Annotated in this window: 21 protein-coding genes and 2 pseudogenes; 15 read left to right on the top strand and 8 right to left on the bottom strand. The window is 58.3% G+C overall.

Annotation, left to right across the window (positions count from 1 at the left end; all coding sequences use genetic code 11):
• The gene (locus CJF39_RS06630) at positions 1 to 942 is read right to left on the bottom strand and encodes a MerR family transcriptional regulator (RefSeq protein WP_249275326.1); all 942 of its coding nucleotides are present in this window, start codon (positions 940 to 942) and stop codon (positions 1 to 3) included.
• Positions 943 to 1120: 178 nt separating this feature from the next.
• Here CJF39_RS06630 and CJF39_RS06635 point away from each other — a divergent pair, with 178 nt between their 5' ends.
• The 6 genes from CJF39_RS06635 to CJF39_RS06660 all read left to right on the top strand — a co-directional run bounded on the left by CJF39_RS06635 (position 1121) and on the right by CJF39_RS06660 (position 4129).
• Positions 1121 to 1690, top strand: coding sequence for an antibiotic biosynthesis monooxygenase (locus CJF39_RS06635; protein WP_094992686.1), 570 nt, complete (start codon positions 1121 to 1123; stop codon positions 1688 to 1690).
• Between the two features lie 112 nt (positions 1691 to 1802).
• On the top strand, positions 1803 to 2513 hold the full coding sequence (folM, locus tag CJF39_RS06640) for a dihydromonapterin reductase (RefSeq protein WP_094992687.1): 711 nt from the start codon (positions 1803 to 1805) through the stop codon (positions 2511 to 2513).
• Positions 2514 to 2536: 23 nt separating this feature from the next.
• Positions 2537 to 3097, top strand: coding sequence for a GTP cyclohydrolase I FolE (folE, locus tag CJF39_RS06645; RefSeq protein ID WP_094992688.1), 561 nt, complete (start codon positions 2537 to 2539; stop codon positions 3095 to 3097).
• Positions 3097 to 3468 (top strand): dihydroneopterin triphosphate 2'-epimerase, encoded by a 372-nt coding sequence (gene folX / locus CJF39_RS06650; protein ID WP_047273396.1) that lies wholly within the window; start codon positions 3097 to 3099, stop codon positions 3466 to 3468. The genes folE and folX overlap by 1 nt, the downstream gene beginning before the upstream one ends.
• 30 nt (positions 3469 to 3498) lie before the next feature.
• Positions 3499 to 3795, top strand: a complete 297-nt coding sequence (locus tag CJF39_RS06655) for a DUF1244 domain-containing protein (RefSeq protein ID WP_094992689.1) — start codon at positions 3499 to 3501, stop codon at positions 3793 to 3795.
• Positions 3788 to 4129 carry a HopJ type III effector protein gene (locus CJF39_RS06660; RefSeq protein ID WP_094992690.1) on the top strand — a complete coding sequence of 114 codons (342 nt, stop codon included), beginning with the start codon at positions 3788 to 3790 and terminating at the stop codon, positions 4127 to 4129. Before CJF39_RS06655 ends, CJF39_RS06660 begins: the two co-directional genes overlap by 8 nt.
• Here CJF39_RS06660 and CJF39_RS06665 read toward each other — a convergent pair.
• Complete coding sequence (locus CJF39_RS06665; protein WP_094992691.1) at positions 4126 to 5274, bottom strand: AGE family epimerase/isomerase; 1149 nt, start codon at positions 5272 to 5274, stop codon at positions 4126 to 4128. The two genes, CJF39_RS06660 and CJF39_RS06665, sit on opposite strands and share 4 nt — an antisense overlap.
• Positions 5275 to 5676: 402 nt before the next feature.
• On the opposite strand from CJF39_RS06665, the gene CJF39_RS06670 reads away from it, so the two are divergent.
• Genes CJF39_RS06670 through CJF39_RS23275 form a run of 3 tightly spaced genes read left to right on the top strand, consistent with a single transcriptional unit; the run spans position 5677 to position 10440 of the window.
• On the top strand, positions 5677 to 9318 hold the full coding sequence (locus CJF39_RS06670; protein ID WP_249275327.1) for a toxin VasX: 3642 nt from the start codon (positions 5677 to 5679) through the stop codon (positions 9316 to 9318).
• Positions 9311 to 9850, top strand: coding sequence for a hypothetical protein (locus CJF39_RS23270; RefSeq protein WP_249275328.1), 540 nt, complete (start codon positions 9311 to 9313; stop codon positions 9848 to 9850). Before CJF39_RS06670 ends, CJF39_RS23270 begins: the two co-directional genes overlap by 8 nt.
• Positions 9820 to 10440, top strand: a complete 621-nt coding sequence (locus CJF39_RS23275) for a hypothetical protein (protein ID WP_249275329.1) — start codon at positions 9820 to 9822, stop codon at positions 10438 to 10440. Before CJF39_RS23270 ends, CJF39_RS23275 begins: the two co-directional genes overlap by 31 nt.
• Before the next feature lie 115 nt (positions 10441 to 10555).
• Here CJF39_RS23275 and trxB read toward each other — a convergent pair whose 3' ends face one another.
• A complete protein-coding gene (gene trxB, locus CJF39_RS06680) occupies positions 10556 to 11518 on the bottom strand; it encodes a thioredoxin-disulfide reductase (RefSeq protein WP_094992692.1) in 963 nt (320 codons plus the stop codon).
• A 313-nt stretch (positions 11519 to 11831) separates the two neighbouring features.
• Between trxB and cysZ the strand changes: the two genes are divergently transcribed.
• Together cysZ and CJF39_RS06690 are read left to right on the top strand one after the other, a co-directional pair.
• Positions 11832 to 12581 (top strand): sulfate transporter CysZ, encoded by a 750-nt coding sequence (gene cysZ, locus CJF39_RS06685; RefSeq protein WP_094992693.1) that lies wholly within the window; start codon positions 11832 to 11834, stop codon positions 12579 to 12581.
• Between the two features lie 40 nt (positions 12582 to 12621).
• A pseudogene (locus CJF39_RS06690) lies at positions 12622 to 13788 on the top strand (glycosyltransferase family 4 protein); the annotation flags it as partial.
• A gap of 45 nt (positions 13789 to 13833) precedes the next feature.
• Here the strand turns inward: CJF39_RS06690 and CJF39_RS06695 are convergent.
• A complete protein-coding gene (locus CJF39_RS06695) occupies positions 13834 to 14316 on the bottom strand; it encodes a glutathione peroxidase (RefSeq protein ID WP_094992750.1) in 483 nt (160 codons plus the stop codon).
• A gap of 132 nt (positions 14317 to 14448) precedes the next feature.
• Complete coding sequence (locus CJF39_RS06700; protein WP_094992694.1) at positions 14449 to 14934, bottom strand: FKBP-type peptidyl-prolyl cis-trans isomerase; 486 nt, start codon at positions 14932 to 14934, stop codon at positions 14449 to 14451.
• Between CJF39_RS06700 and CJF39_RS23540 the strand changes: the two are divergent.
• From CJF39_RS23540 to CJF39_RS06715, 3 genes and pseudogenes are all read left to right on the top strand, one after another.
• Positions 14903 to 15249, top strand: a pseudogene (locus CJF39_RS23540) (DUF3565 domain-containing protein). The gene CJF39_RS06700 and the pseudogene CJF39_RS23540 sit on opposite strands and share 32 nt — an antisense overlap.
• Before the next feature lie 60 nt (positions 15250 to 15309).
• Positions 15310 to 17409 (top strand): phosphate acetyltransferase, encoded by a 2100-nt coding sequence (gene pta, locus CJF39_RS06710; RefSeq protein WP_094992695.1) that lies wholly within the window; start codon positions 15310 to 15312, stop codon positions 17407 to 17409.
• The gene (locus CJF39_RS06715; protein WP_094992696.1) at positions 17410 to 18315 is read left to right on the top strand and encodes an acyltransferase; all 906 of its coding nucleotides are present in this window, start codon (positions 17410 to 17412) and stop codon (positions 18313 to 18315) included.
• A gap of 63 nt (positions 18316 to 18378) precedes the next feature.
• Here CJF39_RS06715 and cysN read toward each other — a convergent pair whose 3' ends face one another.
• The 3 genes from cysN to CJF39_RS06730 form a co-directional block, all read right to left on the bottom strand.
• Positions 18379 to 20277 (bottom strand): sulfate adenylyltransferase subunit CysN, encoded by a 1899-nt coding sequence (gene cysN, locus CJF39_RS06720; protein WP_094992697.1) that lies wholly within the window; start codon positions 20275 to 20277, stop codon positions 18379 to 18381.
• A gap of 9 nt (positions 20278 to 20286) precedes the next feature.
• Positions 20287 to 21204 (bottom strand): sulfate adenylyltransferase subunit CysD, encoded by a 918-nt coding sequence (gene cysD / locus CJF39_RS06725; RefSeq protein WP_094992698.1) that lies wholly within the window; start codon positions 21202 to 21204, stop codon positions 20287 to 20289.
• 210 nt (positions 21205 to 21414) lie between these two features.
• Positions 21415 to 22173, bottom strand: coding sequence for a Nif3-like dinuclear metal center hexameric protein (locus CJF39_RS06730; protein ID WP_094992699.1), 759 nt, complete (start codon positions 22171 to 22173; stop codon positions 21415 to 21417).
• Between the two features lie 101 nt (positions 22174 to 22274).
• Between CJF39_RS06730 and algW the strand changes: the two genes are divergently transcribed.
• Positions 22275 to 23429: a Do family serine endopeptidase AlgW gene (gene algW / locus CJF39_RS06735; protein ID WP_047273380.1), complete on the top strand. Its 1155-nt coding sequence runs from the start codon at positions 22275 to 22277 to the stop codon at positions 23427 to 23429.
• Positions 23430 to 23478: the final 49 nt, after the last annotated feature.

Genomic DNA, 23478 nt, shown 5'->3' on the forward strand with positions numbered 1-23478 from the left:
TCACGCGCCTTTGAGATATGCATCCAGCCGCTGACTCATCACACCAGGGTCGCAGCCCAGACAACCGATCGACGAGTCCAGCAATTGGTCGTGTGCCAGCTCGGACGCTTCGCCCGCCAACCAGACCGCGCAATTGACGCCCTGCACCAGACGCAACAAACGCTCGACCCGCGAATAGCTCAGCGCCCGTGTGCCCAACAAGACCACGGCGTGGGGATTAACCTTTTCGCAAATCAACGACAACTCATTCAGGGGCTGGCCAATGGCTAATACCCGGATCGCCCGATCACCGCGGGCCAGCAACAGGGCGGTCACCAATAATTGCAGTTCGTGACACAGCTCCGGCACTGCCACCAGCACGACACACTGCGAGAGCGTGGCTGAGCCCTGCATGTTCAGGCGTTGCAAGACACGTCCGCGCAGAAAGCTGTCGAGCATCAGCCATTCACTGGTGCCGCCAAACTCGTCCTGCTGATTCAATAAACGCTGCCATAGCGGCATAAAAACATGGTTGAAAACAGCCTGCGGCGGATAGCTGGAAAAAATCTGGCCGTACAGACGCTCCAGCTCACGCTCATCAAATGCACTGAGCGCGTCACTGATGCGGGTTTGCCACTGTGCGTATTCATGCGCCTGCGGGGTGGCGTCAGGCGCATCAATCTCGGCCCGGCGGGCCAGCAATTCGCCCACTTTGCTGACGGAGACACCCCGTTCAATCCAGCCTTGAACCTGACGCACTGTCTCAATATCGGTCATTGAGTACAGTCGATGCCCACTTTCGGTGCGTTTTGGCTCTATCAAGCCATAACGTCGTTCCCAGGCACGCAGCGTGACCGGGTTGATACCGGTCAGTCGGGCAACCTCGCGGATCGGATATAGACCTTCGATGTTTGCATCAGCCTCAGTCATGACGGCAGGCTCACGCTCAATAATCACGGGCATGGGATGGGCCACGTTCATGGGAAAGAGGCGAGTCTAACGCGCATTCGCTGGCGTGCAAAATCGCTTGTATAGACGAATTCGGGAATGATCCTTGCTTAGTTGACATGCGGCCCACCACCCCGGCGCTGCGTTTTATGCCTGCCCTACCCGGACAGCATCAGTCCCATGGAGATACACAATGTCTACCTCCCCTGTCACCTTGATGGTTGCGCGCCGTGTCGCCAAAGGGCGCTATCAGGAATTGATTGCCTGGTTACACGAAGGCGAACAGTTGGCCACGGACTTCCCCGGCTATTTGGGATCGGGCGTGTTAGCCCCGCCGCCTGGCGACGACGAATTCCAAATCATTTTCCGTTTTGCCGACGAAGCCACCCTGCACGCGTGGGAACATTCTGTTTCGCGCAAATCCTGGCTGCTACGCGGCAGCGATCTGTTTGCCCATCCCCACGAGCACCGCGTCAGCGGCATCGATGGCTGGTTTGGCGCCGCCGGGCAACGTCCACCGCGCTGGAAGCAAGCGGTCGCCATCTGGCTCGCATTTTTCCCGGTCTCGCTGTTGTTCAACGCGGTGCTGAGCCCGTTATTGGGTGAGTTGAACCTGGTGCCCCGCGTGTTACTCAGCACATTGGCCCTGACGCCACTGATGGTTTATTGGTTCATTCCGCTGTCGACCCATCTGCTGGCTGGCTGGCTGCACCGCGCACCGGACAAGACTGTGCGCACCGTCGCCCCCGCCAATAGCCGCTGAGCCCGCGCCGCCAGAACAGGAGAGCCCCGGGCATGGCCGTTGCGCAGTGGACGCTGGTATAGTTTTGCCATTACGCCACTGCACACTCCTGTTCTCCTGACCCGAGCCTGCCATGCCTTCTCACTCAGCCCCCCTTTTAATCACGGGCGCCGGCCAGCGCATCGGCCTGCACTGTGCGCAGCAATTGTTGGCAGACGGTTATTCCGTGATCTTCAGCTATCGCACTGAAAAACCCGGCGTGCAGACCTTGCGCGATCTTGGGGCCACGGCGATACAGGCTGATTTTTCAACCGAGCACGGCATTCTCGCGTTCATCGAACAATTGAAAAGCCATACCGACACCCTGCGCGCCATTGTGCACAACGCATCGGCTTGGCTTCCAGAAAGCGATGACACTCAAATCAGCGATTTCACGCAGATGTTCAGCGTCCATATGCTCGCGCCCTACCTGATCAACCTGCACTGCAGTGAGCTGCTGGAACGCTCCACTCCCGCGGACATTGTGCACATCAGTGACGATGTCACGCGCAAGGGCAGCAGCAATCACATTGCTTATTGCGCCACGAAAGCCGGTCTCGACAGCCTGACCCTGTCATTCGCAGCTAAACTGGCGCCACGGATCAAAGTCAACGGCATCGCACCGGCGCTGTTGATGTTCAACCCGGACGATGACGCGACATACCGCACCAAAGCCCTGGCCAAGTCTGCGCTGGGGATCGAGCCTGGCGCGGAGGTTATTTATCAAAGCCTGCGTTATCTGCTGGACAACCCCTATGTCACCGGCACCACCCTGACCGTTAATGGCGGTCGGCATCTCAAATAAGCCGTCCTCGAGGAAGTATTTTAATGAGCACATCATTGCCTGAGCATTACCGCGAGATCCTGGTGGGTCTCGGTGAGGACCCTGACCGCGAAGGCTTGCTCGACACCCCGAAACGCGCCGCCAAGGCGATGCAATACCTGTGTCACGGCTACGGCCAGAGCCTTGAAGAGATCGTCAACGGCGCGCTCTTCGCCTCGGACAGCGATGAAATGGTGATCGTTGCCGACATCGAGCTGTACTCCTTATGCGAACACCACCTGTTGCCCTTTATCGGCAAGGCCCACGTCGCCTATATCCCGACTGGCAAAGTACTCGGTTTGTCGAAAGTCGCGCGCATTGTCGACATGTTCGCCAGGCGCCTGCAGATTCAGGAAAACCTGACACGGGAAATCGCCGATGCCATTCAAGGCATCACCCACGCTGCCGGGGTCGCGGTGGTCATTGAAGCCAAGCACATGTGCATGATGATGCGCGGCGTCGAAAAACAGAATTCAACCATGAACACGTCGGTCATGCTCGGCGCGTTTCGCGAGCCCAGTACCCGTACGGAGTTCTTGCAACTGATTGGACGGAGCAAGCCGTAATGCCACAACTACAGCCAGGAATGGCCCGTATTCGCGTCAAGGACCTGTGCCTGCGCACCTTCATTGGCATCAATGAAGACGAAATCCGCAACAAACAGGATGTGCTGATCAATCTCACCATCCTGTACGCGGCACAAGAAGCCGTGCGCGATAACGACATCGACCACGCGCTCAACTACCGCACCATCACCAAAGCGGTGATTGCCCACGTTGAAGAAAATCGCTTTGCCCTGCTGGAACGGCTGACCCAGGAATTACTGGATCTGGTGATGGCTAACACGGCGGTGTTGTATGCCGAAGTAGAAGTCGACAAACCGCATGCCCTGCGCTTTGCCGAATCGGTCTCGATTACCCTGGCGGCCAGCCGCTAAGCTGCCCCCCTTTTACACCCGGAGCTCCCAATGACTGACCAGGAACGCCTTGAACTCGAAGCAGCCGCCTTTCGCCGCCTCGTTGCCCACCTCGACAGCCGCAAAGATGTACAGAACATTGACCTGATGAACCTTTCGGGCTTTTGTCGCAACTGCCTGTCCAAGTGGTACAAGGCCGCAGCCGATGAGCGCCAGATCGAGCTGAGCCTGGATGACGCCCGCGAAGTGGTCTACGGCATGCCGTATGCCGAATGGAAAGCCCAGTACCAGAAAGAAGCTTCTGCCGAACAGGCGGCGGCGTTTGCCCAAGGAAAACAGCATGACTGATCTGAATACCCTGCGCGCCAGCCTGAACAGCGGCGAACATGTTTTTGCCGATACGTTGGCCTTCATCGCCGAGCATTACGATTACCAGCCACACGCATTCACCAACGGCGACGTGGAAAACGCCGCCGGGCAAAACGAAGGCTCGTGCAAAACATTGGGTCTGGCTTTACTCGAAGGGTTGAGCGATCAGGAAGCGCTGCTGGCATTTGGCGAACATTACCGCTGCGTACTGGCGACACCGGAAGGCAGCGATCACGGCAACATTCGCGCGTTGATCGCTCACGGTCTGGCCGGGGTGACATTCACTGCCCCGCCGCTGACGCACAAGGTTTAAACCGGGCGGCCTGACCCGAAGTACTGCGCCAGGCCGCTGTAACAAGTGGCCAGGTGATAGGGGGTGGTTGAGGGCATGTCTGCGCGGCTGACCCGACCTTGCGGGTCCAGGCACTCGTACCAGCCAGCGTCGTGCAAAAAATGCTGCTGCAACGCCTGCAACTGGCGTTGCAGACGCTCAATGCAACCGTGCCGCAGGGTGAGCGCTCGCACATACTCGGCCTGCGCCCAGATCCGTTGAGTGCCATCGCGCACTTGCCCGTCACTGCCCAGCATGCCGCACACCGCGCCGGTTTGTGCATCCACCCCAACCTGTTCGGCATAACCGAATGCGCGATCCAGCGAATCGTGCAGTGCTGTCGTGCGCAACAAAGGCGAAGACTGCAACAGGAAATACCATTCGAATTGATGCCCGGGCTCAAACCAGTTGTCCGCCGCACCGCAGGGTTTTTCCAGCATCACGCCGTGCCCGGGGGCAATAAAGCGTTTTTGCATGCCCTCGGCCAGCGCCAGCAACGCGGTGCGGGTGGGCACATCTTCACGCACCGAGAGCGTTGCCAAAAACCCTTCCGCCAAATGCATCAACGGGTTCTGCAGCGGTCCGCTGCCCAGCGTCGACCAATCCCGGTTCAAGCTGGCTTCATACAAACCGCTGCCATCGCTGAAACGCTCGGCCACGACCTTTAACGCTGCATTGAGCACCGATTCAACCAACGGCTCACGGACCTTGGCCCAGTAATGAGCACAGGCAAAAATGATGAAAGCGTGGGTATAAAGGTCTTTGCGCTGATCCAGCGGCGCGCCTTGCGGATCAATGCTGTAGAACCAGCCGCCGTGCTCGGCGTCATGAAAATGTTGCTGCAACGAGCGGAACAGCGCCGCTGCACGCTCGGCCGCGCCTGCAAATGCCGAGTCACCGATCAGGCTGGCAAACACGTACAGCTGACGGGCACAGGCCATGGCGCGATAACGCTGGGGCGCCAGGGGTTGATGTGCAGCGCTCAACGCTTCATAGGGCAGCGCCAGCTCGGCATTCCAGCCGGGGCCTTGCCACAACGGCACGATGACCTGACGAAAGTGCTGCTGCACGGCCGCAAACCGGGCAATCAGTTCGGGAGGAAAAACAGGGCTGGTTACATCGGGCATCGGCAAGATTCGTCACGGCTGGGGCGTTTGCGCGACATGATACACCCAAAGCTGGCCGGCACCGATGAGGGCGTTCCTTGCCACCCCGCGCTGCGCATAACGCCTCGCCCGTGCGGTTTTTAGTGCAACCGCGATTTTGCGCAGAAAGCTGCACAACCATTTTCGAATAAAGCCCCAATCCCACACGCCAACCCGCGCAGTAGAAGGCCTCGGGAGTCCCTGGCAAAAACGTGCTGGGCATTGCGCAACAACCTGCGCAATTTACCCGGCATTGAGCACCAGCCTGCACCCGGCCAGCAGGGGAATGTGCCGTTTTACAAGGGCCACAGGAGGGTTGGCATAAGTCTTGAGAGAGGCTGTCTTTTAACCGACGCGGGCGTCACACCTGCGGGAGCCTCAGACATGGCCAACAGCATCCCTCGCCGAAACCCCAACAACATCAACCGAAGCAGACTGGACGCCAAAGTAGCGCTTGGCGTATGCCCGCTTAGCAAGCCCACCTTGCAACTGGTGCCACTGCGTTACGGATTAGTGGACAACCTGGCGCTGGACCCCGCCGACGCCCTGCCCATGCCCTACCGCCTGAGCAGCCGCCCGCTTGGGGTACGGTTGCCCCGTGACGGCTGGTTGTATGTGATCGACAGTGACACAGGTGTGTTGTCTGAATACCGGCTACTTGACGGCCTGCTCACCCAATTGCTGCTACAGGGGACAACCGTCACGGACGATGAGCGCCAGACGTCAATCGGCCCGCCTCATTTGATTGTGTCCAGGCACAGCACTTTGTATGTCACGTATGCAGAGACGCAGTGGACGGCTAAACGATGCCGGCAAGTGCTCAACTCAGCCGAAGAACGCGCTCACTTTATGCAACCGGTGCATCTCGGCATGACGGACTGCCAAACGGGCGGTACACACGTGCTCACACCGCAAATGACCGAGCAATGGCTGGCCGAAGTGGCCACAGAGTCAGTGGCCTATCATCAGCAGCACCTTGGCCCGAACGCAACGCTGGCTGAACACGCGGCGTACACCGAACGACAGCGCCTGCTTGCCGAAGTCCCTGAACACGAGCGCCAGCCCTACCTGTGGGAGCAGCCCCGACGCTTCAAACCGATGTCCATGGGCACCCTGGCCAGCAGCGTGGCGCCGGGCTATCACTTTGACACCCTGTATTTGGTGCTGGATGACACGCTGGGCGTTTTACGTGACTTGGCCAACTATCAGGACGAAGTCGTAGGCTGGGTAACTGAATGGGCCAACGGTGGGGCGCAAAACGGGAACAACGAGCGTGATTACCTGTTGGGGTGTTACATCGAGTCCCTGACGTGGTTAGCCGAGTCGGACTGGCAAACATTCGCGGCCACCCTCGATGACCCGGCCATCCAGGCAATGCTGGAGGATTTCAAAAAACTGCCTGAGCCCGAGCGCGCGGTGACGGGCAAAGCGCTGCACGAGTACCTCAATCGCGGCGGACTGATGACGCCGCCCCCCAACACATCGACTCCAGCAGCCCTTGAAGCCCTGCGGCGCGACGCTGAGATAGATGCCCTTACGCTGCAAACGCCTACGCCGGAGCAACAATCGCTCGCGCTAAGAGCCATTGAACAGACCGATCGCCGTTATTACACACGTGAGCATTTTCGCGTAGCACCCACTGCTTTCGTCGAGAACCATTTCGAGGCGTTGATTACCCTGGGTAAAAAACGCAGTAGCGATACCCAGGATATTCTGTTTGGCGCACGGTTCGGCCAGCGAGGCGTGAACGAGCTCATCGACCGCCCAGCCATGGACCGCGAGCTACAGGCGCATCGTAACGGGCTTGAACGCTGGAACCGCTTGCTGGACAGCATCACCGCTGACCGCGTTGCCCTGATAACCCGCGGCGCCTTTCACAACGCCGCCTGGTACTTCGATGCCCAACAGGCGGCGCAAGTGGGTCACGCGTTCTCGCTTGAATACGCCTGTCTGAAAGATATTTGCCGCAGCGATGAAGCGTGCGACCAATTGCTGGCCTACATCGAGCGCAACCCGCAATTCTGTCGCCCGCTGTATTACACCTTGCCCTTTAGTGAACAAACGGCGTTGTGGGTTCAGTACGCCTTTTTATTTGCCAGCGGCATGGCCGTGTACAACAACTTGCCTGAGCAACTGGCGCGTCTGGACAGCCTGGAACGCGGTCGCCTGCCAGCGCTGGACGAGTTACCGGAAAGCACGCGCAACGTGGCCCATGCTGCACAACACGCCTGGAGCCCGGCCTTGAAACGCGGGTTGGAAACCCTCGCAGCCAGTTTTGACGGCATTGTCAAAGGCAACGCCATGCCAGACCTGGATCAATTGTTTCGCGACCTGCCACAAGCCTTGACCTTGCGCCTCTTGCAGGCCGCCAAAACTGAAGGAGCGACCTTTCACTTTGCCTCCAGGGCCGAGCGGGACAGCTTGCGTAAAACCCTGAGGGATGTCCTGGCGCTGCGCGACAGCCTGTTGAAACTCAAGCATGCGCGCCAGCAGGTCAACCGCGTTGACGGCCATCGCTCACTCAAATCCCAACAGCTACTTCACGAAATCAAAACCGTTCGAAGTCAACTGACCCAAGAAGAGGCCCGACTGGCCGCCAGCATCAGCCCCATCCCGGAACTGCCGGACGAGCATGCACGGCTCTTCGGATCGACACCTGCGCGTGCAGGCATGACCGTTATCTTCCCCCCCGAAGGCCGCCATCAGGTGGCCCGCTTAATGAGCAACTTTAAAGAAGGGGTTCGCCGTGCGCCGGTGATGAACGTCCTAGGGGACGGAGCGGCGCTGTTGTTGTTTGTGGCGCAGATGGTGAATTTGAATCAGATGCTTAAAGAGACATTTGGTGTTTCTCGGGAAGATCGTAAGTTTATGCCACTTGCCAGCTCTCTGGCAGCAACCAGTGCAAGTGGCTTTGCTGCTGCTCAAGGGATTTTTGATACGGCACTGAATGCTCAGATTAAAAATTTGAAAACCAGTTTAAGAGTGACCTCTGCAAGTCATTTACAAGTCACTCTGGGGAAGTTGCATGCTGGTTTGGGAACTGGGACGTATATTTTCGGCCTTATCTCAGCGGCAAATAGTTATAAGAGCTACCTCGGCAATTGGGTTGAATCCGTACGAAGCGGTAACCGAAGCGCTCAAAACGGTGCCGTAATACAGTTAATCAGTGCCAGCGGATTAGGCGCCAGCAATGCATATGGTCTCTTGAATAGTCTTGGCTCGTTACTCGACGTATCCAGGACAGCTCAAGGCCCAGCCCGAGCTGCCGCTTGGATAACATCCGGAGCTCGCCTTTCCCTTGTGTTTTACCGCTTCAGTCTTGTAGGAGGGCTGTTCACCCTGCTCGAACTGGCCGGGACCTGGCTGTTCAACCACTACAACACCAGCGCCCACGACCAGTGGCTTCAAAGTACACCGTGGGGGCTGGAAACAGACAAACAAAAGAACCTCAGCCTCGCCGGCTTTCAAAGTCACCTTCAAGCGCTACTGCAAGCCCCCTTCGTTCAAGTCGAGCGCCGTCCGGAACGCTCGTATTTGGCAGGCTGGTTCCCGGCCAATCAAGTCGGGGAGATCACCATCAATCTGCCCGGTTTAAGCCTGCAAGACTTTGAAGCGCCATTGGGCGGGCAGCCCCATCACGGGTTAAAGGTCGGGGCCCGGCGTTTTATCACGGTATTGGACGGGGGCAGACGCCCCAGAAAGTACGCGGAAGAACTCAGTGAACCGGTACAGGCCAGGCTGTTTCGTGTGGAAACGGGCGCACCTGTTACACCGGGGCTCAGGCTAAACCTGAGCTATCCGAATCACCCCGAACACATTAACGACAAGTTGCATGAAGAGCTGTTGCTTGAACTTCAGCTGAAATCTTTGGATGAACAGGGCCAACCGGTCGTGCGTTCGCACTTTATCCACTTGAACCCCTTTGAGGAGGGTCGCTATCCCTCAGCCGATCAATCGTTGCCCTCTCCTGCGTTGACATTGTTGACTGTCGACATTTGGGCATTAAAGGAAATCCCTAATGCCTGAATACCCAAACAAATCGCATTTGACCTCTGCGCCTGAATCGTTACGTCGGGCAGGTGATATCGAACCTTTCCTGACGGGTCGCAAGACATACCTGGCACCGTTACCTCTTCCTACGGACGCCCATCCGTACTGCCCGTATATCAGTGACATCAACGATGTGTATTTAGACTTTGGGGGCGGTAAACCCAATGTGCCCTCGTACCAGTTGTGGTTGGGAGCGCCATTTACGTTTGCCTGTTTCGTCGCTTTTGGTTTCCCGATGATCAGCGGATTTCTGGCAGTCCTGAACGACTTTTCTCCCGATCTGGTCAGGGAAGTAATAGAGGACGTTTTCTTCTTTAGCTGGCCCATAGCCATAATGATGTGGCTTTTCATAACCGCCATGTGCCTTTTCGTCTGGCTCAAAGCCCATAAACACTTCACCGAAGTCATCCCCACCCGCTCAACCGGCAACGGCGCGAAGTCTGTTTTACCCCCGCCGGGGCTACCGAGCCTTTGTTTGTGCCCTGGGAATCCCTCTGCGCGTGGGTGATTCAATCCCACAGCGCTACGCAATACGGCGTCACCCGCCAGTACGGCATGGGCATGGGCTTTGAACATGAGGGTGAATGGGTCACTCTGGAACTCCAGTGCGCCGGGTCGCAACTGGGCATCGCTCACTGGGAAGCGGTACGCGCTTATATGGAATACGAGCTGAATGACCTCAAGGCCATGCAGGACCCGCTGGGGCTGCAAGGGCCAAACGATCCGCCCCATGAAGGGCTGCACACGTTCCGCAATGCCCGGGCCGGCCTGCACCGGCGTTTGCGTGAGAAAGAGGTGGGTTGGGTGTATGCATTTTTCTGGTACCTGTACCACGTCATGACCTTCTGGACGTTGCCCAATCGCCTGGTCGAGTGGGAAATCAAACGCATCGAAAAAACCGGCCGCCGTGCCCTGCCTCAGGCCATGATCGACTGGTCGCAACCCGTGCCAATGGAACAACGGGGCAAGCCCAGCAACACGTTGGTGCGGCTCAGCGACAAGGTTCGCACCCTCATAAAGCAATACCCACGGCATGACATCACCGAGATTTTCGCTGAGGTATATCGCATAGAGCGGCAAGCGCCAGACAGGAGGTGAACGACTGGCCTTAACCTTCGCCTACAAAAATGCCCGCATCGTGAGAGGCGGGCATTGATGTAAACCGGGCTACAGGGGACTAAAGCCCCACTGCGCCCTGCTGTTCAGGCGGCAATCAGAAGTCGGCGTTCTGCAAGCCGTCCAGGTAACGCTCGGTGTCCAGTGCGGCCATGCAGCCTGCGCCAGCCGACGTAATGGCCTGACGGTACACGTGGTCTGCTACGTCACCAGCAGCAAACACGCCTTCGATGCTGGTCGCGGTGGCGTTACCTTCGCGGCCGCCCTGCACAACCAAGTAGCCATCTTTGAGTTCCAGCTGACCTTCGAACAACGAGGTGTTCGGGGTATGGCCAATGGCGATGAACACGCCGTCTACCTTGATTTCGTCAAAGCTGCCATCGTTGTTTTTCAGACGCGCGCCCGTCACGCCCATGTTGTCGCCCAGTACTTCGTCCAGGGTCGCGTTGAGCTTGAGCTCAATTTTGCCTTCGGCCACGCGGGCGTTGAGCTTATCGATCAGGATCTTCTCGGCGCGGAAGGTTTCACGACGGTGAATCAGCGTCACCTTGCTGGCGATATTGGCCAGGTACAGCGCTTCTTCAACAGCCGTGTTACCACCGCCTACAACGGCGACCGGCTTGTTGCGATAGAAGAAACCGTCGCACGTCGCGCACGCCGACACGCCTTTGCCCATGAAGGTTTCTTCGGACGGCAGGCCCAGGTAGCGAGCGCTGGCGCCGGTGGCGATGATCAGGGCGTCACAGGTGAACGTACCGCTGTCGCCTTTGAGGGTGAACGGCTTGTTCTTGAGGTCGACTTCGTTGATATGGTCGAACACGATCTCGGTTTCGAAGCGCTCGGCGTGCTCGCGCATACGCTCCATCAGCGCAGGACCGGTCAGGCCATGAACATCACCCGGCCAGTTGTCGACCTCAGTGGTGGTGGTCAATTGACCGCCCGCCTGCATGCCCGTAATCAGCAGTGGTTTGAGGTTGGCACGGGCCGCATAGACAGCAGCGCTGTAACCGGCAGGGCCGGAACCCAGAATAATCACTCGCGAATGACGTACTTCAGACATGACTCACTCCTATGACCGCCCGCATCAAACCGGGTCGGAACGCCGCTAGAACGGCTGGAATAAAAAGGGATCGCGAAGGTATACAGGCTAGACCTGAAACGCGTCGATCCTGAAAAATTGTGGGTGCAGCGTATCGAGGTGGCAGAGATTAAGGAAATACGGTTTAACAATCCAGCTCATAGCAGGTCTCAATGAGATCACTGGCGTCCTTGAGGCGCCTTTGTAACAGTTATTGTCGATCCCGAACCAAGGCTTTCGCGGCGTCTATAAAGCCGCTAAGGTCGCCCGGTTTTCCCACTGCCCGGAGCCCACTATGCCCGCCCCTGTTCTTTCTGGCCCGCACTACTTGCGCGAAGGCCTCAAGCTGGTACTTAGCCCTGGCCTGCGCGTGTTTGTGCTGTTGCCGCTGCTGATCAACCTGGTGCTGTTCGTCGGCCTGATCTACTTTGCCGGCCATCAGTTCAGCCTCTGGGTCGATACATTAATGCCCTCGCTGCCCGCCTGGCTGAGTTTTCTTAATTACGTGCTCTGGCCACTGTTCGTGGTGCTGGTGGCGTTGATGGTTTTTTTTACGTTCACCCTGCTGGCCAACATTATTGCCTCCCCGTTCAATGGCTTTTTGTCTGAGAAAGTTGAGGTCGTGGTGCGTGGCAGCGATGACTTTCCCGCGTTCAGTTGGGGCGAATTGATCGCCATGGTGCCACGCACGCTGGCTCGGGAAATGCGCAAATTGGGGTATTTCCTGCCTCGCGCCATTGCCTTGCTCATCCTGTCGTTTATCCCTGTATTGAACTTGATCGCCGCGCCCCTGTGGTTGGTATTCGGAATCTGGATGATGGCCATCCAATACATCGACTACCCGGCCGACAACCACAAGCTGGGCTGGAACGAGATGCTCGCCTGGCTGCGTGAAAAACGCTGGCAGAGCATGAGTTTTGGCGGGATTGTTTACCTGGTGTTGCTGATCCCGGTGGTCAACCTGCTGATGATGCCCGCCGCAGTGGCTGGCGCCACGCTGTTCTGGGTGCGCGAGCGCGGGGAAGAGGCACTTGAGCGCCGCTGACAGATTCATCAATCCATCATCACCGTGAAACATTGACGTCATGGCTCCACCCGACACTGGAGTCATGACCACTGCCCTTCGTATCACCCTTGTCACTGAAACCTTCCCACCCGAAATCAACGGCGTGGCCCATACCCTTGGCCATCTGTATGAAGGGCTGCGCGCGCTCAATCACCACGTGGAGCTGATTCGCCCGCGGCAAAGCGTGGACGGCAATCAGCGCAGTCATGAGCACTTGATGCTGTGCCGCGGCTGGCCTATCCCTCGCTACCCCGGCTTGCAATGGGGCATGACTTCAGCCCGGCGCTTGAACAAACGCTGGCAGCTACAGCGTCCGGACGTGGTGTACATCGCCACCGAAGGGCCGTTGGGGCTGAGTGCTTTGCGGGTGGCCAGACGCATGGGAATTGCCGTGGTCAGCGGTTTTCATACCAATTTCCAGCAGTACGCTCACCCGTACGGCTGGGGCTTCATCACGCGTGCCCTGACCCACTATTTACGCTGGTTTCATAACCGTTGCGCTCTGACGCTGGTGCCCAGTAGCAGCCAGCGTCTTGAGCTGGAACGCAGGCACTTTGAGCGCCTGCACCTGCTGAGTCGGGGGGTCGACAGCCGGCTCTTCAACCCGGCCAGACGCCAACATGCCTTGCGTCAAAGCTGGGGCCTGCGTGAAGGCGACATCGCGCTGCTGCATGTAGGACGGCTGGCCCCGGAAAAGAACCTCGGCGCGCTCAAGCGTTGTTTGCAGGTATTGGAAGCGCGTTACCCCTCGCGACGCTTCAAATTGATCATCGTCGGGGACGGCCCAAAACGGACCTCCCTCGAAGCATCGCTGCCCGAAGCCATTTTTTGCGGCATACAGTGCGGGGAGGCGCTGGCCGATCATTACGCCAGTGGTGATGTGTTTCTGTTTCCGAGCATGACCGAAACCTTTGGCAACGTGGTACTCGAAGCTCTGGCGTCAGGGCTGGGCGTGGTGGCGTATGACGAAGCCGCTGCGGGCTTGCACATCCGCCAGGGGTATAACGGCGTGCTGGCCATGACGGGGGATGAACATGCTTGGACGCAAGCCGCGTGCTGGCTGCTGGAAAACCCGGAAACCCTGCGAACAGTGCGCCTTAATGCGCGCCTGCATGCCAGTCGTCAGGGCTGGTCCACCATCATCAGGCAGTTTGAAGGGTTGCTGTACAGCGCGTGTAACCGTCAAACCGGCCCGCAAGCGATGCCGGTTCCCGTAACGGTGAAAAAAACGTTAAGCCAGGGCTTTTTCAATCGCCTGAATAACGCTGGGGTCGTCCGGTGGCGTTCGCGGGGAAAAGCGCGCCAATACGCGACCGTCCTTGCCCATCAGGAATTTTTCAAAGTTCCAGGTGATGTCGCCCGGAAATTCGGCCCCTTCGCCTGCCAGCAAGCGATAGAGCTGATGACGTTCAGGGCCATTGACATCAAGTTTGCTGCACATCGGGAAACTCACGCCGTAGTTCTGGCTACAGAACGCCTGAATCTCCTCCCCGGTGCCTGGCTCCTGACCGGCAAACTGGTTGCAGGGCACGCCCAGCACGCTGAATTTTTGGTTCCTGTAGTTCTGATACAGGTTTTCCAGCGCTGCGTACTGGGGTGTCAAGCCGCACTTGGAAGCCACGTTCACCACCAGCACGACGTTGCCCTTAAAGCTGGCCAGTGGCAGTTCCTTGCCGTCGAGGGCGTCCAGGGTAAGGCCGTGAAAAGCACTCATGACGGACTCCAAAATCTCGGGATCGGGTTCAGGCAATCGCTCCGGGTGCCGATCGCCATATGCTTTACAGATGAAAAAAGGCGCCCGCAGGCGCCCTTCTTTGGCTCGCTCGACAGAGCGTAGCAGCCATTATCAGTGCTGATGACCGCCTTCGCCGTGTACGTGGCCGTGAGCAACTTCTTCTTCGCTCGCATCACGAACAGCAACAACTTTCACTTTGAAGTTCAAACGCTGACCAGCCAACGGGTGGTTGCCGTCAACAGTCACGTCGTCGCCGTCCAGGTCACGGATGGTCACGATTTGCATCTGGCCGTCCGGCGCCGACGCGTGGAACTGCATGCCCACTTCCAGTTGGTCAACGCCTTCGAACATGCTGCTGCTCAACGTGCTGACCAGCTCGGCAGAGTACTCGCCGTAAGCGTCTTCAGGCTCTACGGAAACGTCCAGCTCGTCACCGACTGCTTTGCCTTCCAGGGCCTTTTCCAGGCCTGGAATGATGTTACCTGCGCCTTGCAGGTAAACCAGCGGCGCGCCACCGGCGGAGCTGTCGATGACCTCACCAGCGTCGTTGGTCAGGGTATAGTCGATGGAGACAGCCTTATTGGCGGCGATCGTCATGGGGCGAGACCTTTTGCAAAAAAATTGAGTGCGCCAGTTTAACCAAGCAAACGCTCGAAAGCGAACACAACAAAACACAACCAAGACCAACGGATAACTTTGAAAAGTTCAACAATCATTGGATGGCGACAGGATGAAGAGGCGCATTGGGTGGCCATACTGTCCTGTGGCCACACTCAACACCAGCGTCATCAACCGCCCTGGCAATCACGGGCCTGGGTGCTCGACCCCGAGCAGCGCCGCGCAAAAATAGGTCAGCCCTTTGCGTGTGGCTGGTGTGCTCAAGAGGCGGATAGCGCTAATCTTGGCAATTGATTCTGGCACATGACCCGTTCGACGGGCGTGCCCTTGCACTGCTCACGTCAGGAAGCTCGCATGCAAACTTTCTTTATTGCCCCCACTGATTTTGGTGTGGGCCTGACTTCTATCAGCCTCGGCCTGGTGCGCACCCTGGAGCGTGCCGGTCTGAAAGTCGGCTTTTTCAAGCCAATTGCCCAGCCGCACCCCGGCGATGTCGGCCCGGAGCGCTCGACCGAACTGGTAGCGCGCACCCATGGCCTGAAACCGCCGCAGCCGTTAGGGTTGGCGCACGTTGAGCGGATGCTGGGCGATGGCCAACTGGATGAACTGCTCGAAGAAATCATCACCCTCTATCAACAAGCGGCGGTCGGCAAAGACGTCCTGATCGTCGAAGGCATGGTCCCGACCCGCAGCGCCAGCTATGCCGCTCGGGTCAACTTGCATCTGGCCAAGAGCCTCGATGCAGAGGTGATTCTGGTCTCGGCCCCCGAAAATGAAGTGCTGACCGAACTCTCGGGCCGTGTCGAATTGCAGGCTCAACTGTTTGGCGGCCCCAAAGACCCGAAAGTCCTCGGTGTGATCCTGAACAAGGTACGCACTGACGAAAGCATGGAAGACTTCGCCGCGCGCCTTAAAGAACACTCGCCACTGCTGCGTACAGGCGACTTCAAGCTGTTGGGCTGCATCCCGTACCAGCCCGAGCTTAACGCGCCGCGTACCCGCGACGTGGCCGACTTGCTGGGCGCCCAGGTGCTCAATGCCGGGGACTACGAGACCCGGCGCATGTCAAAAATCATTTTGTGCGCCCGCACCGTGCTCAACACGCTGCAACTGCTCAAGCCCGGTGTGTTGGTGGTAACGCCCGGTGATCGCGACGACATCATTCTGGCTGTCAGCCTGGCAGCGATGAATGGCGTGCCACTGGCCGGATTGCTGCTGACCAGCGACACCCAACCCGACCCGCGCCTGATGGAGCTGTGCCGCGGTGCCCTGCAGGCGGGTCTACCCGTGCTGTCAGTCAGTACCGGTTCGTATGACACAGCCAATCGCCTGAACAACTTGAACAAGGAAATCCCGATTGATGACCGCGAGCGTGCGGAAATCATCACCGATTTCGTGGCCAGCCACCTGGATGCCAAGTGGCTGCACCAGCGTTGCGGCACACCGCGCGAAATGCGCCTGACCCCTGCCGTATTCCGCTATCAATTGATCCAGCGGGCCCAGCAAGTCAACAAACGTATCGTCTTGCCTGAGGGCAGCGAGCCATTAACCGTGCAGGCAGCGGCGATCTGTCAGGCGCGCGGCATTGCGCGCTGTGTTTTGCTGGCCAAGCCTGATGAAGTGCGGGCGGTGGCCAAGGCCCACGGGTTTGAACTGCCGGACGGGCTGGAAATACTCGACCCCGACGTAATTCGTGATCGGTATGTCGAGCCCATGGTCGCGCTGCGCAAAACCAAAAGCCTCAATGCCCCGATGGCTGAACAGCAGCTTGAAGACCCAGTCGTGATCGGCACCATGATGCTGGCGCTGGACGAAGTGGACGGTTTGGTCTCCGGGGTTATTCATTCCACCGCCAACACCATCCGCCCGGCCCTGCAACTGATCAAGACCGCGCCTGGCTGCACGCTGGTGTCGTCGGTGTTCTTCATGCTTTTCCCCGAGCAGGTACTGGTCTATGGCGACTGCGTAATGAACCCGCACCCGTCGGCGGCTGAACTGGCCGAAATCGCCCTGCAAAGCGCCGACTCTGCGGCTGCGTTCGGCATCACACCGCGGGTGGCGATGATCAGTTATTCCAGCGGCGACTCGGCCAGTGGTGAAGAGGTCGAAAAAGTCCGTGAAGCGACCCTGCTGGCGCACGAATCACAACACGCCCTGCTGATTGACGGGCCGTTGCAATACGACGCAGCAGCCAATGTGGAGGTGGCACGACAACTCGCCCCCAACAGCCAGGTGGCCGGACGTGCCACCGTGTTTGTGTTCCCGGACCTCAATACCGGCAACACCACCCACAAAGCCGTGCAACGCAGCGCTGATTGCGTCAGCCTCGGCCCCATGCTGCAAGGCCTGCGCAAACCGGTGAACGACCTTCCCCGCGGCGCCCAGGTCGACGACATTGTGTACACCATCGCCCTCACGGCGATTCAAGCCGCCAACCGACCTATGGATGTGTAAATGCTGGACTTCCTGCCTGCGCCGTTACGCGGCGTGATTGCTTCACTGCTGCTGGCGATCAACACCATCGTGTGCTGCACGCCGCTGTTCGTGGTGGCCATTTTCAAACTGTGCCTGCCCTTTGCAGCCGCCCAGCGCTGCACCGACTGGCTGATGCGCCATATCCACGAAGCGTGGGTCAGCAATAACAAACGCTGGATGGACCTGCTGGGCCATGCCCGCTGGCAGATCAAGGGGCTGGAGGGGCTCGATTATGAGCATTCGTACCTGGTGACCAGCAACCACCAGAGCTGGGTCGACATCATGGTCTTGCAATACGTGCTCAATAAACGCATCCGCCCGCTAAAGTTCTTCCTCAAGCAGGAACTGATCTGGGTGCCAGTGATTGGTCTGGCGTGGTGGGCGTTGGGTTTCCCGTTCATGAAACGCTACTCCAAGGCGTACCTGGCCAAACACCCCGAGAAAAAAGGCGCCGATCTGGCGACGACGCGCAAAACCTGTGCAAAGTTTAAAAACCAGCCGGTCGGGATTTTCAACTTTGTGGAAGGCACACGTTTCACCGAAGCCAAGCATGCCCAACAGCAATCCCCCTTTCGCTACCTGCTCAAGCCCAAGGCAGGCGGGATTGCCTTTGTGCTGGACGCCATGGGCGAGCAACTGAAATCCATCGTCAACGTGACCATTCATTACCCCGGCGGGCGCCCCGGTTACTGGGATCTGCTGTGCGGCAACGTGCGCGAGGTCGTGGTGGTGTTTGAAGAGTTGAGCATTCCGGCTGAGTTTCTGGGTCGTAACTACGATCAGGATGCCGAGTACAAATTGGCATTTCAGGGCTGGATCAACCAATTGTGGGAAGACAAAGACCGCCTGCTGGGCGAGTTGCATCGCGAATACCCCAAAGGCTGATTCGCAAGCAGATATACAAAAGCCCGCCACCGATCTCTCGGTAGCGGGCTTTTTCATTGCGGCTTAAATCGCGCCGCGTTGACGCAACAGGTCCAGTACCAACTTGACGCCTTCATCAACCGTCAACGCCTGCGTGTTAACCACCAGGTCTGCATCGAGCGGGACGTCATACGGGAAGGAGTCCCCCGGAATGTTGTCACCACCGGCGGCATACAAACCTTGCGGGTCACGTTCAGCGCATACCGCAGGTGACGCCTGCACATACACGGTAATCAGACGATCATCCCCGATCAACGCTTTAGCCTGATCACGGCCCTGTGCATCCGGTGCCACGAAAGCGGCCAGCGTCAGCAGACCCGCTTCGTTGAACTGGCGCGCCACATGCGCTGCACGGCGCCAGTTTTCGGTGCGCCCGGCGCGGTCCTGGGGCAGCCCTTTGTTCAGGTCATGGCGCAGGTTCTGGCCATCAAGCACAAATACCGCACGGCCCATGTCGAACAACTTGCGCTCAACGGCGTAGGCCAGGGTACTTTTACCCGCGCCCGACAACCCGCTGAACAACACGGTCGCCGGTTGCTGACCGAAACGTTGCGCACGCTCTTGAGTCGTCACGTGGGCCAGTTTGCCATGATGGCTTGAGCTGCCATGGCTGACCGGCTGGGCAACGATCATGCCTGCACCCACGGTGCCATTGGTCAGGCGATCAATGATGATGAAAGAGCCCGTGGTGCGGTTACTGTCGTAACCATCCAGCGCAATCGGTGCGTCGAGGCTGATCTTGACCTTGCCGATTTCGTTCAGTTGCAAAGCACTGGCCGGGCCTTCTTCCAGCGTGTTGACATCCACTTTGTTGACGATGCTCGCAATGGAACCCGGCACGTAGCTGGTCGCGCGCTTGATGTCGTATTTCTTGCCCGGCAGCATCGGCTCCTCGGCCATCCACACCAGCATGGCTTCAAAGTTGTCAGTCACCGGCGGTACGCTGTCGGCATGCACCAGCAAGTCGCCACGGGAGATGTCGATCTCGTCTTCCATGGTCAGCGTAATCGCCTGACCCGGCCCTGCGTGCTCCAGTTCACCTTCAAACGTGACGATGGATTTGACCCGGCTGCTCTTGCCCGATGGCAATACCATCACTTCATCGCCCTTGCGCACGATGCCGCTGGCCAGCGTACCGGCAAACCCACGGAAGTTCAGGTTTGGGCGGTTCACGTATTGCACCGGAAAGCGCAAGTCCGTCAGATTGCGGTCGGCCGCGACTTCGACAGTTTCAAGGATTTCCATCAACGATTGCCCGGTGTACCACGGCGAACGCTCGCTCTTGTTCACCACGTTGTCGCCTTTGAGGGCCGACATCGGTACGAAGTGCAGGCTGCTCGGCTTCATCTTCAAGCCTTCGGCAAACTTCAGGTAGTCCGCCTTGATCGACTCGAACACGCCTTGGTCAAACCCTTTGAGGTCCATCTTGTTGATGGCGACCACGATGTGTTTGATGCCCAACAACGACGCAATAAAACTGTGGCGGCGGGTCTGGGTCTGCACGCCGTAACGGGCATCCACCAAAATGATCGCCAGATCACAGGTCGACGCACCGGTGGCCATGTTACGGGTGTACTGCTCATGGCCCGGGGTGTCGGCAATGATGAATTTACGCTTGGCGGTGGAGAAGTAGCGATAGGCCACGTCAATGGTAATGCCCTGTTCGCGCTCGGCTTGCAGACCATCTACCAGCAAGGCCAAGTCGATGTCATCGCCCGTGGTGCCGCTTTTTTTCGAATCGCGGGTAATGGCTTCCAGATGATCTTCGTAGATCATCTTGGAGTCGTGCAGCAAGCGCCCGATCAGGGTGCTTTTGCCGTCATCGACGTTGCCGCAGGTCAGGAAGCGCAACATCTCTTTGCGTTCATGCTGGCCCAGGTAGGCGAGGATGTCCTCGCTGATCAAATCAGATACGTGCGACATGACAACCCCTTAGAAATAACCTTGACGTTTTTTATCTTCCATTGAGCCGGCGCCATCGTGATCGATGACTCGGCCCTGGCGCTCGGAAGTACGCGTCAGGAGCATTTCCTGGATGATGTCCGTCAGGCTTTCAGCCTCGGATTCCACCGCGCCGGTCAGCGGGTAGCAGCCCAGCGTACGAAAACGGACTTTTTTCTTGACGATGCGCGCCTTGTCTTCTTCAGACAAATGCTCAAGGATCCGCTCGTCATCAATCATGATCAGGGTGCCGTTCTTCTCGATGACTTCACGCTCGGCGGCGAAGTACAGCGGCACAATCGGAATGCCTTCGAGGTAGATGTACTGCCAGATATCGAGTTCGGTCCAGTTCGACAACGGGAAGACGCGGATCGATTCGCCTTTGTTCACGTTGCCGTTGTAGACGTTCCACAACTCGGGGCGCTGGTTCTTCGGGTCCCAGCGGTGTTTGCTGTCACGGAACGAATACACACGCTCTTTGGCGCGGGATTTTTCTTCGTCGCGGCGCGCGCCACCGAAGGCCGCATCAAAGCCGTACTTGTCGAGCGCCTGTTTCAGGCCCTCGGTTTTCATGATGTCAGTGTGCTTGGCACTGCCATGGGTAAACGGGTTGATGCCCTGCGCCACGCCGTCCGGGTTGACATGAGTGATCAAGTCCAGGCCCAACTCAGCGACCATCTTGTCGCGGAAGCGGTACATCTCCTGGAATTTCCACTGCGTGTCGACATGCATCACCGGAAACGGCAGCTTGCCAGGGAAAAACGCCTTGCGGGCAAGGTGCAGCATCACGGCGGAATCTTTACCGATCGAGTACAGCATTACCGGGTTATCGAACTCGGCAGCCACCTCGCGGATGATGTGGATGCTTTCCGCCTCCAGCTGTTTCAGGTGCGTCAGTTTGTCGACCATGGCTACTCACGAAAGCTATCTTATGAACGGCCTGCGGGCCGTGTTCGAGCGGAGAATGCTAGCACAGCACCTGCTTATATTGAGGGCGCCAACTAGATCGAAAAAGTCTAAGAATAGATCGCGGGGTTTGGGCTCAGCGCCACTGAAAAAGGGCTGCAGGCTGTCAGAAACCTGCAGGGTGTTGCAGCGGCCGCGCCTGTCAGTGAGCGGCTAGATCGGGTTGGGGCAATCGATGAACAGGTGCTCCAGGGCAAAACGTCGGGCGAGGTAATCACCCAGCGCTTGCACGCCATAACGCTCGGTCGCGTGATGCCCGGCGGCAATGAAGCTGATGTCGTTTTCACGGGCGCTGTGAAAGGTTTGCTCGGACGCTTCGCCGCTCAGGTACAGGTCAACGCCTGCCTGGACGGCTTGATCGATATAGCCCTGCCCGCCTCCAGTGCACCAGCCGACACGCCGAATCATTTGGCTGCCTTCTATCACCAGTGGTTCACGCCCCAGTACGTCTTGCACCCGTCTGGCAAAGTCCCGCGCCGTCATGGGCTCTGTCAACGAGCCCACCAGCCCTACCACTTTGGCATTATCGGGATCCAGCGGCCCTTCAACGGTGATGTCCAGTTGCCGCGCCAGTTGAACGTTGTTGCCCACGTCCGGGTGCAGGTCGAGCGGCAAGTGGTAGGCCAGCAAGCTGATGTCGTGCTTGAGCAAGGTTTTCAGACGTCGCTGCTTCATGCCGGTGACGCAAGGGTCTTCACCTTTCCAGAAGTAACCGTGATGCACCAGTATCAGGTCGGCCCCGGCCTCCACGGCCGCCTCCAGCAAGGCTTGACTGGCCGTCACGCCACTGACGATGCGCAGCACTTGCGGCCGCCCCTCAACCTGCAAGCCGTTGGGGCAGTAATCGCTGATTGCAGCGCAATTGAGGTATCGATTTGCTTCTTCGACCAGCGTGCTCAAGGCGACTGCCATAAAAGACTCCTAAATATAGCGTTCAGAGGCGCGCAGCCCTCGTATAATGGCCGCCATTATGGGCCGTCATGGTGGCTCTGCAACCTTCAGGACTTAGTTCAATGCTCAAGGCTTTGCGTTTCTTTGGCTGGCCACTGCTGGCCGGCGTTCTTATCGCTTTGCTGATTATTCAGCGCTACCCGCAATGGGTCGGGCTGCCGAGTCTGGACGTTAATCTGCAACAGGCGCCGCAAACCAATTATGCGCAGCAAGGACCGGTCACTTACGCCGATGCGGTGGTGCGCGCTGCGCCAGCCGTGGCCAACCTGTACACCACCAAGGTGGTGAACCGCAACGCCCGCCCCTTGTTTGAAGACCCGCAGTTCCGTCACTTTTTCGGCAACAACGCCCCCAAGCAAAAACGCATGGAATCGAGCCTCGGCTCGGCGGTATTGATGAGCCCCGAAGGGTATTTGCTCACCAATAACCACGTGGTGCTGAACGCCGACCAGATTGTTGTGGCCCTCAAGGATGGTCGCGAAACCTTGGCCCGGGTGATCGGTAGCGACCCGGAAACCGACCTGGCCGTGCTCAAGATTGATCTGAAAAACCTGCCTGCCATTACCATTGGTCGCTCCGACAGCCTGCGCATCGGTGACATTGCACTGGCAATCGGCAACCCGTTCGGGGTCGGCCAGACCACGACCATGGGCATCATCAGTGCCACCGGCCGGAACCAGCTGGGCCTGAACAACTACGAAGACTTCATCCAGACCGATGCAGCGATCAATCCGGGTAACTCCGGCGGCGCACTGGTGGACGCCAATGGCAACCTGACCGGCATCAACACGGCTATTTTCACCAAATCCGGCGGTTCCCAAGGCATCGGCTTTGCCATCCCGATCAATCTGGCGATGGAGGTCATGAAGTCGATCATCGAACACGGCCAAGTGATTCGTGGCTGGCTGGGGATTGAAGTGCAGCCGCTAACCCCGGACCTGGCCGAATCGTTCGGCCTGAGCGGTCGTCCGGGGATTGTCGTGGCGGGGATTTTCCGTGATGGCCCGGCGCAAAAAGCCGGCCTGCAATTGGGCGATGTGATCCTGAGCATCGATGGTGCACCCGCCAGCGATGGCCGTCGCTCAATGAACCAGGTGGCACGAATCAAGCCGTCGGAGAAAATCAGCATACAGGTGATGCGTAATGGCAAAGAGCTGAAACTGACTGCCGAAGTGGGCTTGCGTCCACCACAGGAACAGCCGCCACAGCAGGAATAAACACGCCCGCTGTTGCCGCTGCCCGGACGACTTCTGCGTCATGGGCAGC

The organism is Pseudomonas lundensis (assembly GCF_002269125.1).
Classification (GTDB): Bacteria; Pseudomonadota; Gammaproteobacteria; order Pseudomonadales; family Pseudomonadaceae; genus Aquipseudomonas; species Aquipseudomonas lundensis_A.